This is a genomic window from Devosia sp. 2618 (assembly GCF_040546815.1).
Lineage (GTDB): Bacteria > Pseudomonadota > Alphaproteobacteria > Rhizobiales > Devosiaceae > Devosia.
This window is the reverse complement of record NZ_JBEPOO010000001.1, coordinates 3,942,680-3,956,851: the sequence shown is the minus strand read 5'-3', so window position 1 is coordinate 3,956,851 and position 14,172 is coordinate 3,942,680. Positions and strand designations below refer to the sequence as shown.

Below are 14,172 nucleotides of genomic sequence, written 5' to 3'. Positions count from 1 at the left end.
TCACGTTTTGAGACGCTCAGGCCGCAACGCTGTCCTTGGCGCTGACGCCCAGCATCAGGTTCAGGTTCTGCACGGCAGCACCCGAGGCGCCCTTGCCGAGATTGTCGTAGACCGCAACCAGCAGCACCTGGGCGCGCGCGTCATTGGCGAACACGTGCAGCTTCATGGCGTTGGTGTTGTTGTAGGTCTGCGGATCGAGCTCGGGCGTCTTGGCGATTTCTTCGTAAGGCGCCAGCGTCACGAAACTGTCCTTGATCCCGGCCAGATGATCGGCAATCGCGGCGTGGATCTCGCGGCCGGTTGGCACCTTGTCGAGCTGATGCAGCTGCAACGGTACGAAAGTCACCATGCCCTGCGCATAATCGCCCACGGCAGGAACAAACAGCGGCGCGTGGTCGAGCGTGGAGTATTTCACCATTTCGGCGACGTGCTTGTGCTGGAAGGTCAAACCATAAGGCATGACCTTGCTGGCGCTGGCACCGGCCGCTTCATATTCGCCAATCATCGATTTGCCGCCGCCGGTATAGCCGGAAATGGCATTGACCGTGATCGGGAAGGACGCAGGCAGAATGCCGGCATCGATCAGCGGGCGCACGGTGATGATCGGACCCTGCGGATAGCAGCCCGGATTAGAAACGAAGCGCGCCTTGGCGATCTTGTCGCTCTGGCCCTTGTCCATTTCGGCAAAGCCATAGGCCCAGTTCGGATCGACGCGATAGGCGGTCGAGGCATCGATGACGCGGGTCGTGTCATTGTCGATCAGCGACACGCTTTCCTTGGCCGCATCGTCGGGCAGGCAGAGGATCGCGACATCGGCGGCGTTCAGCAGGCGCTTGCGCTCGTCCTGATCCTTGCGCTTGTCAGCGGCAATCGAGAGCACTTCGAGATCTCGCCGACCGGCCAGGCGCTCGCGGATCTGCAGACCCGTGGTTCCAGCTTCTCCGTCGATGAAAATCTTGGCGGCCATTGGCAAATCTCCATTATCGGCAGCGTAAATGGACCCACCACATGGCAAGGTCAAGACGCTGGGCATTTTCTTGTCCGCTACAGCAAACAGAGCTCTGATTTGCGCCACTTGCTGTTGGCCGCGCGCAATGCCAGTATTTTGACCAACCGGACAAAAAATCGAGGAGACCGACCATGACACCCCATAACCACGCCAAGCCGGGTGACTATGCGGATGCCGTGCTGCTGCCGGGCGATCCACTGCGTGCCAAATGGATTGCCGAGACCTTCCTCGACGAGGCTCAACTGGTCAATTCGGTGCGCAATTGCCTTGGTTATACCGGCACCTATAAGGGCAAGCGCGTTTCGGTGCAAGCCACCGGCATGGGCCAGCCATCGCTGGCGATCTATGTGCATGAGCTGATCAACGTCTATGGCCTCAAGACGCTGATCCGCGTCGGCACCTGTGGCGGGCTCAATGCCAAGGTCAAGGTGCGCGATCTGGTGCTGGCGCAGGCTGCCTCCACCGACAGCGCCATCGTCAAGGATCGCTTCGGCGCCTACAATTTCGCGCCCGTCGCCGATTTCGGCCTGCTGCGCGCCGCCGCCGCCAAGGCCGAGGAAAAGGGCATGCGCTTCCACGCCGGCAATATGCTGAGCTCGGACATTTTCTACCACGCCGATGGCCTGGCAGGTTACGACAAGCTGCCCGAACACGGCGTGCTCGGCGTCGAAATGGAGGCCGCCGCGCTTTACACTTTGGCCGCCCGCTTTGGCGTCAGGGCGCTGACCATCTGCACCATGACCGACTGCCTGATCACCAAGGAAGAAATCGACTCCACCGAACGCCAGACCTCGCTCAAGGAAATGGTGACGGTGGCGTTGGAAGTAGCGATCGAGGCTTAGTTTTTGAGGGGATACCCCCACCTGGCCTCCCCCTGATAGGGGGAGTAATATGTCTGGTGAGTCCGAAAAGACCCCCCCAAAACCGATCTGTCCCTCCTCCTTTTCAGGGGGAGGTTGGGAGGGGGTATTCTTTGCTCACACCACCGTTATTAACCGTGCCCAAATCCGCCCACATCTCGCCGCCATCGCTGTGTTAATCTCCCGTTAACATCGGGGCCAGACACACACATGCAGCTCAAGCCGAACGCCTACCGCCTCAACGAGACCGTCAAGAGCGTTGAGACGATGTCCCGCTTTGCTTTGGCCGTGCTGGCTCTGGCGTCCGGCGTTTATACCTATCTGGGCGTGCGCGGCCTGCTCGATGGCAGCGCGACCTTCGTGTTCTTTGCCGCCATCATTTATTCGGCGGCCGTGTCGGTGGCGATCTACGCCTTCTGGAGCTTCATGATGCGGTTCGTGCCGCTCGTGACCTCGGGCGTGCAGCGTGTCGGGCTATTCGTCACCATGGCCATCGGCTGCGCCATGATCATTGCCATGTCGAGTTGGCTCAATGCGGCCGCTTTGGCCGGGTCCGCCGCCACCGAACAGCATATGGCCGTGACGCTGCAGGGCTATGCCGAAGACCTCGACCGCGCCCATGCCAATGCGCTGGCCAGCCAGAGCCTGCTGCCCGACGTGCAGCGCGCGGCCGAACGCTTTTCGGGTCTTGCCGCCGATGAGCGCGAATCCGGCGCCCTGACCGGCACGACCGGTTCGGGCAGCGTGGTGCAGCTGCTGACCCAGATGGGCACGCAGATGAACCAGCTGGCCTCCACCATTACCGGCTCGCGCGACGAGGTGGCGCTGCTGTTCGAACAGGGCTCGGCGCGCCTCGCCACCATGCGCGAACTGGTCTCGACGCCCGGCTCGGTCGCACCGCGCGCCGATAGTTTCCAGACTGAAGCGGTCCAGCTGTCCGCCGTCATTTCCGCCCTGCAGCAGACCGACGTTGCCGCCTCGGTCAAACGCGCTTCGGCTGATCTCAGTGCCGGTTTTATCGCCCCGGTTGCCAATGGGCAGAGCGCCGATCTCGCCAATCGGCAGGATCAGGTGATGGAAACCGTGCGCGCTTCGGTCGCCGCGCAATCGGCTGCGCTCAGTGCTGCCGCCGACGAAATCCTGGCCACTCCATCGGTCGAGCAGCGCCGCTACGTGCCGCTGTCGAGCGCCGAAGCGGTCATTCGCTATTGGCAGGACTTCATCCCCAGCTGGGCCGGCGCCATCTCCATCGACCTGCTGCCCGTGGTGCTCGTTCTGGTGCTGATGATCGTCAACGACGCGATGCGCGCGGACTCGGAATCGCTGGAGGAAGCCGAAAACATCACCGCCGCCGAAATGCTGCGGGCGCTGGCATTATTCCGCCAGATGGAAGCGGCCGGCATTGATGTCTCGACCGGCAAGCCCAGACCGGTGCCCATTGCCCAACCGGTTGAACCCGAACCCATCGACACGCCTGCCGTGGCCGAAATCATGCCGGTGCAAACCGATGATGGCACCGTGACGCCGATCGACGCGGCGCAGCGCAAGCGCACCGAAAATCCGCGCCCGGCATGAAGACAGAGGCCAACGAGCGGGCGCGCACTGTTGACGGCCCGTTCTATCGCGGGCTGATCGAGCGCATGGCTGCCATCGAGGATGGCTCCATCCTGCGGGTGGCGTTCTTTGCCCTGCTGATCGGCACGGCCGCGGTGCTCTTTGTCGACTTCCGCGAAATGACAGCCAATGAAGGCGCGGCGCTGCTGACGCCCGGCCAACCTATCCTGCCGCCATTTGACCCCGCTGGCCCCGGCGATGGCGCGCGGCCTGATGTTACCACGAGCCCCGACCTTCTGGAACAACCGCTCGAAATCGGGCTCGGCACCGGCGGCGAACTGCACCTGACCGGCTCGATTGACATCGGCTCGGCGGAACGTTTTGCGAGCGAGATTGCCGCGCGCGGCGAATACGTTAAGACTGTGGTTCTCGATTCGCCCGGAGGATCGGTTATGGATGCGCTCGCCATCGGCAGTCTGATCCATGAAAAGGGCCTTGCCACCAAGGTCGCTGCCGGTTCCCTTTGTGCCTCATCCTGCCCCATCATTTTCGGCTCCGGCATCGACCGAATTGCCAGCCCGCGCGCGGCCATCGGGGTGCACCAAATCTATGCGGCAGCGCTGACCGGAGATCCGCAAAACGCGCTGCGCGTCGCGGGCACCGCCATGAGCGACGCGCAATCGACCACCGCAACGATCATCAGTCATTTCACCAAGACCGGCGTCGATCCGGCGATCTGGCTGCATGCGCTGCAAACCCCGCCGAACCAGCTCTATTACTTTACCCCGGAGGAAATGACCGAACTCAGGCTGGTCACCGAACTCACGCAAGATTGAGGGCTACAAGCGGAACCCGAGGAGGATCGGGCCCGTTTGACTTTGTTAAGAACAACTTAATGGGAGGCCACCATGACTCAAACGCATATGCTTACCCGACACCGTGACATCCAGAATTGGGTGACCGACAGAAATGGCATTCCAGCCATCGCCCGTGTCCGCAATCGCTTCGGCGAAGAGCGTGCCCAGCTTAAATTGAGCTTCAAGCGCCACGACCACGACACCGTGAGCAAGACCAGCCTGGACGACGGCATGAGCCCGGTCTCCTGGACCGCATGGCTCGCCGAACTCGACCGCCAGAAGCTGGCCCTTCAGATCAGCACTGCCGCCGACGATTTCGAATTTGTCGAACGCCGCGACGAACATCGCGTCTCCTGACCAGATCGGCATTGCCGATCGGCCTGACTTCTGAACAATGCCGGCTCACCGCGCCTGAACTTTAGAGACCCGCCATGAGCCGGCCCCAAATCGCCCTCGTCGTTCACGCCATCGCGGCGATTACGGCCCTGTATTTTGCCGTGCCGGCCCTGACCCAAAGCCTCAGCCGGCTCGGCTTTTTTGCGTCCTTGGCGCTGTACTGGATCAGTTTCTGCCTGCCGGTCATCGCCTTTCACGTCTGGAAACGCCATGACGGGCGGCTGTTTTCCGAGCGCCTCGCCTGGCGCGACTGGTGGGTGCCCGGACTGTTGCTGGTTCAGGTTGCCGTGACCGGCTTCGTGGTGTTTGCCCCGCATACGGTGATGCTGACCTCAAACGGCGCCCTGTTGGCCGCGGCCACCGCCGTGATCCACGCGCCCTTGCTCGAAGCCGCCTGGCGCGGCGGGTTTTTGACGGTGTTTGACAACCGGCCCCGCCTCGGATTCTGGCTGGGCTGGCTGTTGTTCACCGCATCCTATGTGCCGCTGGGGATGAGCCTTGGCATCACCCTGCCCGGGGGCTGGATGGCACTGGTCGCGGGTGCGGGCCTGTTAGGACTATTGTGGAGCGCCATTGCCTGGCGCACGCGGTCGGTCTTTTACCTCGGCATCGCCCATGCGCTGACCGCCACGCTCTATCTCTGGGTGGTCTATAACGGCAACGGCTTCGTCTGAGGCCTTACCAGCCGTAGTCGAGCACGGTCACGGTGCGCGAGCGGCCCTTGTCGAGCCATTCGATCGTGGCATTGCGGTGCATGCCGATCAGCGCCGCACCGACCGGCCCCAGAATGGGCACACCACCGCGCTCGCCGATATCACGATGCGGATAGATCAGCCGCCCGATGCGGGTCAGTGGCTCGTCATCGAGCCGGAACATGACGCGATGGCCCATCGAAACGCCCGCCGGGTCCCACGGCTGACAGACTTCAGCCCGCCCCAATTCGCGCTCAAGATAGGCCGATACATAAGGCATGGTCACGCTGACGCGCTCGGCGAGCAGCATGACGCGATTATAGTCGTCTGAATTGACCAGAATGTCGGGCAGAGGCTGTGTGGGAAACACTTGGGGCAAGTTCCGCAGCTTTAAGGCTGATCTGATCTTTGCGACGGCCAAACTGCACCGTCAATAGGCCCCATGGTCGCAAAACGCGCAATTTTGGTCAGCCTTATTGACCTAAGCCAAACATCGTGCGAGATCATCTGCCGCATATTTTTGCGCTTTGCACAATTTCTGTTCATGAGGGTAACCATGTCCGACGACAACCTACTCGACCGTGCACTCATTCGTCTCGAGGAGGCAGCCAGCCATCTCCAGATCGATCAGGATGTCATCGAAAAACTCAAATACCCTCGAGAGACCACCAAAACGAGCCTGCTGATCCGTATGGACGATGGCTCGCGCAAGTCGTTCCTGGCCTGGCGCTGCCGCTATGACGACACCCGCGGCCCCACCAAGGGCGGCATCCGTTTCCACCCCGATTCAACAATCGAGGAAGTCGAGACGCTGGCGTTCTGGATGACCTTCAAATGCGCCGTGATGAACCTGCCCTATGGCGGCGGCAAGGGTGCCGTGCGCGTTGATCCGCGCAAGCTCTCCAAGTCCGAACTCGAGCGCCTGTCGCGCGCCTACATGCAGGCTTTCGCCCGCACCGTCGGCCCAGATCGCGATATTCCGGCGCCAGATGTCTATACCAATGCCATGATCATGGGCTGGATGGCCGATGAGTATAACCAGATCACCGGTTCGGTGACCCCGGCTGTCATCACCGGCAAGCCAATCGCCCTGGGTGGTTCGCTGGGCCGCAATGACGCAACCGCACGCGGTGGCTTCTATCTCGTCCAGCATCTGGCTGCCGAGCTGGGCCTGTCGGGTTCGCGCACTGTTGCGATCCAGGGCTTTGGCAATGCCGGTCAGTATTTTGCCCAGCTGGCTGCGGCCGATGGCAACACTGTCGTCGCCGTGTCGGACTCCGCCGGCGCCATCTACAAGGCCGACGGTCTTGATGTGACTGCGCTGATCGCTGGCAAGAATGCCGGCAAGCGCGTGGCCGATCTGGCCGCCGAACTGGGCGCTACGGTCATTCCTGCAGATGATCTGATCGGTGTCGAAGCGGACGTGCTGGTTCCAGCTGCGCTCGAGGAAATGATCACCGTCAAGAACGCCGCCTCGATCAAAGCCAAGGTTGTCGTCGAGCTGGCCAACGGCCCGATCACCGCCGAAGCCGACAAGATCCTCAATGAAAAGGGCGTCGTCGTTCTGCCAGACATTCTGGCCAATGCCGGTGGCGTGACCGTGTCCTACTTCGAATGGGTACAGAACCGTCAGGGCTTTTACTGGGACCTCGAAGAGATCCATGCCCGCCTCAAGAAGATGATGGAACGCGAAGGCCGCGCCGTCTGGGACATCGCCCAGGAGCGCAAGGTTTCGGTCCGTTCGGCGGCCTATATCCACGCGCTTGGTCGCCTGTCGACCGCCATCGAAGCCCACGGCACCCAGCCTTACTTCGTCGGCTAAGATCTTTCCGGCACAAGCTGCTGAAATGCGAAAGGCGCCCATCGGGCGCCTTTCTTTTTGTCTGCTGCAATGTGTCCGGCTGCCCTAAGGCAGACGGCAATCGCTGTCGGGGCCGATCTCGGCCATCAGCGCCGCAACGGCCGCTTCGAGCTGCGGATCGGTGTTGATGCCCACATTGTTGGGATCGAACGGCACAGCAATATCGGGCTCGATGACGTGGTTCTCATAATAGGAGCCATCGAGACGACGGATCGGCAGGATGGGGATGGCATACATGAAGCCGGGCACCAGCTTGCTGTGGTTCTGGGAGACATAGGTGCCGGTATTGAGCAGCGTATCGCCGACAAGCTTGCCAATTCCGGCATCCTGATAGGCCTGCGGGAAAATCGCCGCATCGGAATAGGAGAAGCTGTCGACCACAACCGCGCTCGGCCAGAGCCAGCGATTGCTCGGTTCGGTCAGCACGGGATCGCCATTGCGGCCAACCTGCGCATAGGACTTGCCCGACAGCATGGTCATCAGCTCACGGGTCAGATTGCCGCCGCCATTGGAGCGGATGTCGATCACGGTCGCCTTGGCCAGATCGCGCGAGGAGGTCAACTGCCCCAGCACCTTGAGGTAGGAGCTGTTATCCATCGCCGCCACGTGCTGATAGGCCACGCAGGAATTGGACACCCTGTCGACCAACTGAGCGCGTGCATCGAGCAGGCGTTCCTTGGCCAGCTTGAGCTGGTCATAATAGTCGATTGGCGTGACGTAAATGAAACGCTCTTCGTCCTGCCCCTGAGTGACAACGCCGATCAGCGCCCGCTTGCCCAGATTGATGTCGAGCAGGCGCTCCAGCCCACCCGCTTCGGGAACCGGCACGCCATTGATCGAGGTGATGATATCACCCGCCCCCACGCCCAGACCCGACCGATCGAGCGGTCCGCCCGGCAAGACGTCGGCAATCAGTCGGCCGGGGCCTTCATAGCCATAGTCGAGATAGACACCCAGCGTGTCGTTCTCGGTCCCAAAACCGAGACGGCTGCCTTCGGAACCGGAAAACTGTGTGAAGAGGTGGGACGCCGACAGCTCGCCAAACATGGCTGCCACCAGTTCGCTCAGCTCTCGGCTGGTCGCGATCGAGCCAAGATAGCTCCGATATTTGGCGCCGATTGCCTCCCAGTCGCGGCCTTCCAGTTCGCGCTGGTAGTAGCGATATTTGAGGTCGGCCCAGGCCTGCTCGAAGGCCGCTGCGCGCCGGCGGTCCGGATTGACGGTGGTGAAAATTCTGGCCGGCGATGTCGAGAGCCCGTCGGGATCAAAGATCGGCACCGACAGCACGGCGTTGCTCAGCTTGATATCGAGCTGGTTGAAGGCCGACACAAACGACATGGCCTCATAGCCTGGTGCCTCGACCGTCTGCAGCAGTGTTCGGGCGCCGCTGCGCAGATTGAGCACCTCGATATTGAGGGTATCGTCGTCCGGGGCGCTGACCAGCAGCATGTTGGCGTAGTCTGCAAGCGGCGCATAAAAGACAAACGAAGCGCCATCGCCAGTCAAACGTTCGCCAAGGCGGGCGGCGCGCTGCGTGTCGATAGCATAACGCAGAGGCTCGTAGGAAGCGTCCTCGTTTTCGCTGTCGCTGAGCGGGAAATTGCCCTCGCTGATCGAGAGAAAGTCCTGCCGCGCCGTCTCTGACAGGTAGAGGCGATAGAGGTCTTCGGTAAAGCCATGCAATTGCGCCGAGCGCAAGCCGAACAGGTCGGTCAGCCCGATCACCTGCGTGCCGTCAAGGCTCCACACACCACGCGAAAAATTGGTGACGCCCTGGCTGATCATTTTTGGCGGAGCGCTACCATCGGCGGGCACAACGGCAACCTTGGCCGTGTCCAAGCCGCCAATGAAGCGCCATTGCACCAGAATATCCTGCGAGGTGGGCGACCAGGCAAACCAAAGGTCACCGTCGCCATAGGACGAATTGTAGTCTGTCTCGCCAAACAGCGCTGTGACCGCGCCGCTGGCAAGATCGAGCACCTTGACCTCGCGGCGATCCGAGATGAAGGCCAGCAGCTTGCCATCGGGCGAGAACTGCGGCTGGAAGGCGTTGCCTTCCTCGGGAACATAGAGCGGCACTTCATCATAGCGAATGGCGAGCGGATCATCGCTGGTCGCGATCTGCAGATCGACCGCGTAAATCCCCCATTCGTGGCCGCGCTGGCCGGCATAGACCAGCGTCGAGCCATCCGGCGAAAACGCCACATTGCGCTCCTGGCCGGGCGTTGCCGTGATCTGCCGGTAATTGCCCGCACGATCGAGCAGGAACACATCGGAACTGGCCACCAAGGCCATGCGGTCTCCGTCAGGCGAGGTGACGAACTCGGTCGCAGCGTTGGCCAGAACATTGGCATCAATGCTGGCGCTCTGGTCGAGCGTCAGGATTTCGATGGCGCGCGGCGCCTCATCGGCCTCGCCCTTCACATAGATGCGGCCATCATAGGCAAAAGCGATAGTGCCATCGTCGGCGACCGACAGATCGCGCACCGGCGTGCCCTCAAAAAAGGTCAACTGCTTTTCGGTGCCGCTGGCAAGATCGAGCTGCCACGCGTTGAGCCAGCCCGAGGCTTCCGACAGGTAGTAAAGGCGCGTCCCGTCCTGATTCCAGATCGGGTTGATCCGATCGACGCCATCGACGGCGAAGGCGCGCTCGTGGTTGCCAGACATATTATTGTAGATCCAGATCTGGCGGGCATTGGCCGCGACGCGATGCTGGCGTTCGCCAGGATCAAGCGATGGATCATAGACATAGACCAGCTTGTCCTGCGCCCCGTTCCAGCGCGCATCGACCGCGGAATTCGGCAGAACCAGGGTTTCGCGGCCGCTCTCGGTATTGGCCGCGTAAAGCTGCGGCTTGAGCGATAGCGCGCCCTGCACGCTGCGCTCGGCATCGCCCAGACCCAGCGAGGTATAAAGGATCGACTTGCCATCGGGCGTGAAGCTGGTCGGCACTTCGCGGGCCGAGGACCAGCTGAAGCGCTGCAGCGTGCCGGAAAAATCGGAAATATAGATGTCGTCATTGCCGCCAACATCGGAAGCAAAGGCCAGTCGTTCGGAATCGGGAGACCACACCGCACCATAGCTGTAGGAGCCCTTGGCCGTCAGCGGAATGGCAAGACCGCCTTCGGCATCGACGAGAAAGACCTGCCCGCGATGGGTAAAGCTCAGTGTCTCGCCATCGGGCGCAATGGCCGGATAGCGGATCCAGCGCGGCTGCTCGCCCATCGACAGAGCGCCCGTAGCCTCCTGTGCCAGAGTCGGCACCATCGCCACCAGCAGAGCCATCACCGAAATGGCCGTCCGTCGCATCACCATAGCAAATCCCCCAAACTCGACGCCGAGCCGCAATCATGGCTCGGGCACTTTGGCGACAAACAAGCCCACGCCCCGTAAACACTTGATGAATCTAGGAAAGTTTTCTGCCGATCGATTGTAATCAGCCGCCCGCTTGCGTCCGCATTGCAAATAGCGCTAAGTGCGCGCCAAACAGGCGTAACCACCAGTACGGCGAGGATCCGACATGGCCACCAACTCCCTATTCCTGCTGCCCGGCGACGGCATTGGCACCGAGATCATGGTCGAGGTGGAAAAAATCATCGACTGGTCCAACGCCGAAGGCCTGACCGATTTCTCGACCGATACCGGCCTTGCCGGCGGCTGCGCCTATGACGCGCATGGCGAAGCCATTTCCGAAGACGACATGGAAAAGGCCCTCAAGGCCGACGCCGTGATCTTTGGCGCCGTGGGCGGCCCCAAGTGGGACAATGTCCCCTACGACAAGCGTCCGGAAGCCGCGCTGCTGCGCTTGCGCAAGGACTTGGGCCTGTTCGCAAACCTGCGCCCCGCCATCTGCTATCCAGCTTTGGCCGATGCCTCCGCGCTCAAGCGCGAACTGGTTGAAGGCCTTGATATCCTGATCGTGCGCGAACTGACCGGCGGCGTCTATTTCGGCGAGCCCAAGGAAATCATCGACCTCGGCGATGGCCAGAAGCGTGGCATCGACACCCAGGTCTACGACACCTACGAAATCGACCGCATCGCGCGCGTTGCCTTCGATCTGTCGCTGACCCGCGGCAAAAAGCTCCACTCGGCCGACAAGAAGAACGTCATGAAGTCGGGCGTGCTGTGGGACGAAGTGGTGCGCGGCGTCGCCAAGGACTATGCCGATGTCAGCTTCAACCACATCCTCGCCGACAACTGCGCCATGCAGCTGGTGCGCAATCCCAAGCAGTTCGACGTCATCGTGACCGATAACCTGTTCGGCGACATTCTGTCGGACGTTGCGGCCATGCTGACCGGTTCGCTCGGCATGCTGCCATCGGCAGCGCTCGGCGCGCCAGATCCGGTGACCGGCAAGCGCAAGGCTATGTATGAGCCTGTGCACGGCTCGGCTCCCGACATTGCCGGCCAAGGCATTGCCAACCCGATCGCCATGATCGCGTCCTACGCCATGGCGCTGCGCTATTCGTTTGGTTTGACCGAACTGGCCGACCGCGTCGAAGGCGCGATTGCCGGCGTGCTGGCCGATGGCCTGCGTTCCGCCGACATCGCCCAGGAAAACCGCAAGACGGTTGGCACCCAGGAAATGGGTGCGGCGATTCTCGCGAAGCTCAAGGCTTAGTGCCACGCCCTCGTGGTTCGAGGCGCCAAACGGCGCACCTCACCATGAGGGCTACTTTTTCTGCCGCTCTTGTTGAGACCTCATGGTGAGGCGCGAGCCCTTGCGAGCCTCGAACCACGAGGTCGGGCAGGCCTGAGCTTAGCCAGAAGCGAAAATACCCCCACCCAACCTCCCCCTGAAAAAGGGGAGGAACAGATCGGGTATTTGGCACGATAGTGCCCCGCCCACCGCACCAAACAAAAAGCCCCGGCGCTTGCGCGCCGGGGCTTTTTTATTGGCTGACGCCATGGATTACTCGGCAGCAGCTTCTTCTGCGACTGGAGCTGGGGCGTTCTTGGCTTCTTCGGCAGCGGCGACCTTGGCGGCCTTGTCTTCAGCGCGCTGGGTGGCCTTCTCGCCTGGCTTTGCCTTGTCTGGGTTGTTGCGGGCTTCGCGCTTGACGAGGCCGGCAACGTCGAGGAAACGCAGCACGCGGTCGGTTGGCTGGGCGCCGACTTCGAGCCAGTGCTTGGCACGTTCGGTGTTCAGCACGACGCGGTTTTCAGCGTCCTTGGCCAGCAGTGGGTTGAATGTACCCAGCTTTTCGATGAAGCGGCCGTCGCGTGGCGAACGGGCGTCAGCAACGACGATATGGTAGAATGGGCGCTTCTTGGTGCCACCACGGGCGAGACGGAGCTTAAGGGCCATTTTTGGTATCCTAGGGTTTGGTTGAAACGACTATTTCTTTTTGCCCAGGCCCGGAAGGCCAGGGAAACGGGGAGCCGAACCGAGACCGGGCAGACCGGTTCCGGAGGACTTGAACAGAGCGCCGACATCGGTCGGCAGTTTTTCGGCAAGCTGGGGCGTCTGCACCGATGGCAGGCCCTTGAGCGAATTGGGGTCGATACCGGCCTGACGGGCCATCTGCTCAAGCTGAGCGGGGTCCATCTTACTCATGTCGGGCATGCCGCCCATCATCTGACCCATCTTGCCGCCGAACATGCCGCCAAGCGCGCCCATGCCGCCCTTGCCGACCTTTTTCATCATGTCGGCCATCTGGCGGTGCTGCTTGGCCAGCTTGTTGATTTCGGAAACCTCGACACCCGCGCCGGCAGCGATACGCTTGCGGCGGCTGGCATTGAGCAGGTCTGGATTGACCCGTTCCTTTTTGGTCATCGAATTGATGATGGCGATCTGGCGATCGAACACCTTCTCATCGACATTGGAATTGGCCATGGCCTTTTTCATCTGGCCGACGCCGGGCATCATGGCCATCAGGCCACCCATGCCACCCATCTTTTTCATCTGCAGCAGCTGAGCGCGCAGATCTTCGAGATCAAAGGAGCCCTTCTTGAGCTTCTTGGCCATCTTCTGCGCGTCTTCGGCAGAGACGTGTTCGGCGGCCTTTTCAACGAGCGAAACAATGTCGCCCATGCCCAGGATGCGGTCGGCGATGCGCGAGGGATGGAAATCTTCCAGCGCATCCATCTTTTCGCCGACGCCGATCAGCTTAATCGGCTTGCCGGTCGCCGCGCGCATCGAGAGCGCAGCGCCGCCACGGCCATCGCCGTCGACGCGGGTCATGACGATACCGGTCACATCGAGGCGCCCGTCGAACGAGCGCGCAACATTGATCGCGTCCTGACCCGTGAGAGCGTCGACAACCAGCAGGATTTCGTGCGGGTTGGCGATGTCCTTGATGGCGACCGTTTCGGCCATCAGCTCTTCGTCGATATGGGTGCGGCCCGCAGTATCGAGGATCAGCACGTCATAGCCGCCTAGACGGCCTTCGCGCTCGGCGCGGCGGGCAATCTCGACCGGCGTTTCGCTGACAACGATCGGCAGGGTATCAACACCCACCTGCTCGCCCAGCACACGCAACTGCTCCATGGCAGCGGGGCGGCGGGTATCGAGCGAAGCGAGCAGAACCTTCTTCTTGTTCCGCTCGGTCAGGCGCTTGGCAATCTTGGCCGTCGTCGTGGTCTTACCCGAACCCTGCAGACCCACCATCAGGAGGGTAACCGGCGCCTTGGCATTGAGATCAATCGGGGACGCGGTGGAGCCCAGGACCGAGACCAGCTCGTCATGGACGATCTTGACGACCTGCTGGCCCGGCGTCACCGAGCGGGTGACTTCGGCGCCAACGGCACGATCCTTGACCTGCTCGACAAAGGCCCTGACAACTTCGAGGGATACGTCGGCTTCGATCAGCGCGCGGCGGATTTCGCGCAGAGCTGCATCGACATCGGCGGCGTTGAGCGCCCCGCGGCCACGTAGTCCTTCAAAGATTTTGCCAAGCCGGTCGCTTAAGCTGTCAAACATATTTGGTCCTTTTCGCTCACG

General features: G+C 61.6%; 12 protein-coding genes. 7 read left to right on the top strand and 5 right to left on the bottom strand.

From position 1 onward, the window contains the following. Positions 1–16: 16 nt before the first annotated feature. Positions 17–967: an N-acetyl-gamma-glutamyl-phosphate reductase gene (argC, locus tag ABIE28_RS19565; RefSeq protein ID WP_354065879.1), complete on the bottom strand. Its 951-nt coding sequence runs from the start codon at positions 965–967 to the stop codon at positions 17–19. 173 nt (positions 968–1,140) lie between these two features. On the opposite strand from argC, the gene deoD reads away from it, so the two are divergent. The 5 genes from deoD to ABIE28_RS19540 all read left to right on the top strand — a co-directional run bounded on the left by deoD (position 1,141) and on the right by ABIE28_RS19540 (position 5,350). Beyond that, positions 1,141–1,851: a purine-nucleoside phosphorylase gene (gene deoD, locus ABIE28_RS19560; RefSeq protein ID WP_354065877.1), complete on the top strand. Its 711-nt coding sequence runs from the start codon at positions 1,141–1,143 to the stop codon at positions 1,849–1,851. A gap of 228 nt (positions 1,852–2,079) precedes the next feature. Continuing rightward, positions 2,080–3,444, top strand: a complete 1,365-nt coding sequence (locus ABIE28_RS19555; RefSeq protein ID WP_354065875.1) for a hypothetical protein — start codon at positions 2,080–2,082, stop codon at positions 3,442–3,444. Continuing rightward, positions 3,441–4,259: a COG3904 family protein gene (locus tag ABIE28_RS19550; RefSeq protein ID WP_354065873.1), complete on the top strand. Its 819-nt coding sequence runs from the start codon at positions 3,441–3,443 to the stop codon at positions 4,257–4,259. Before ABIE28_RS19555 ends, ABIE28_RS19550 begins: the two co-directional genes overlap by 4 nt. Positions 4,260–4,331: 72 nt before the next feature. Next, the gene (locus ABIE28_RS19545) at positions 4,332–4,637 is read left to right on the top strand and encodes a hypothetical protein (RefSeq protein WP_354065871.1); all 306 of its coding nucleotides are present in this window, start codon (positions 4,332–4,334) and stop codon (positions 4,635–4,637) included. Between the two features lie 74 nt (positions 4,638–4,711). After that, positions 4,712–5,350, top strand: coding sequence for a CPBP family glutamic-type intramembrane protease (locus ABIE28_RS19540; protein WP_354065869.1), 639 nt, complete (start codon positions 4,712–4,714; stop codon positions 5,348–5,350). A 4-nt stretch (positions 5,351–5,354) separates the two neighbouring features. Here ABIE28_RS19540 and ABIE28_RS19535 read toward each other — a convergent pair whose 3' ends face one another. After that, the gene (locus tag ABIE28_RS19535) at positions 5,355–5,738 is read right to left on the bottom strand and encodes a GreA/GreB family elongation factor (protein ID WP_354065867.1); all 384 of its coding nucleotides are present in this window, start codon (positions 5,736–5,738) and stop codon (positions 5,355–5,357) included. Between the two features lie 186 nt (positions 5,739–5,924). Between ABIE28_RS19535 and ABIE28_RS19530 the strand changes: the two genes are divergently transcribed. Beyond that, positions 5,925–7,190: a Glu/Leu/Phe/Val family dehydrogenase gene (locus ABIE28_RS19530; protein WP_354065864.1), complete on the top strand. Its 1,266-nt coding sequence runs from the start codon at positions 5,925–5,927 to the stop codon at positions 7,188–7,190. Between the two features lie 84 nt (positions 7,191–7,274). On the opposite strand, the gene ABIE28_RS19525 is transcribed toward ABIE28_RS19530, so the two are convergent. Then, a complete protein-coding gene (locus ABIE28_RS19525; protein ID WP_354065862.1) occupies positions 7,275–10,544 on the bottom strand; it encodes a S41 family peptidase in 3,270 nt (1,089 codons plus the stop codon). A gap of 205 nt (positions 10,545–10,749) precedes the next feature. On the opposite strand from ABIE28_RS19525, the gene leuB reads away from it, so the two are divergent. Further along, positions 10,750–11,850, top strand: coding sequence for a 3-isopropylmalate dehydrogenase (gene leuB, locus ABIE28_RS19520; RefSeq protein WP_354065860.1), 1,101 nt, complete (start codon positions 10,750–10,752; stop codon positions 11,848–11,850). A 291-nt stretch (positions 11,851–12,141) separates the two neighbouring features. On the opposite strand, the gene rpsP is transcribed toward leuB, so the two are convergent. Together rpsP and ffh are read right to left on the bottom strand one after the other, a co-directional pair. Further along, on the bottom strand, positions 12,142–12,537 hold the full coding sequence (gene rpsP / locus ABIE28_RS19515) for a 30S ribosomal protein S16 (RefSeq protein WP_354065859.1): 396 nt from the start codon (positions 12,535–12,537) through the stop codon (positions 12,142–12,144). Positions 12,538–12,567: 30 nt separating this feature from the next. Beyond that, positions 12,568–14,151 carry a signal recognition particle protein gene (gene ffh, locus ABIE28_RS19510; protein WP_354065857.1) on the bottom strand — a complete coding sequence of 528 codons (1,584 nt, stop codon included), beginning with the start codon at positions 14,149–14,151 and terminating at the stop codon, positions 12,568–12,570. Positions 14,152–14,172: the final 21 nt, after the last annotated feature.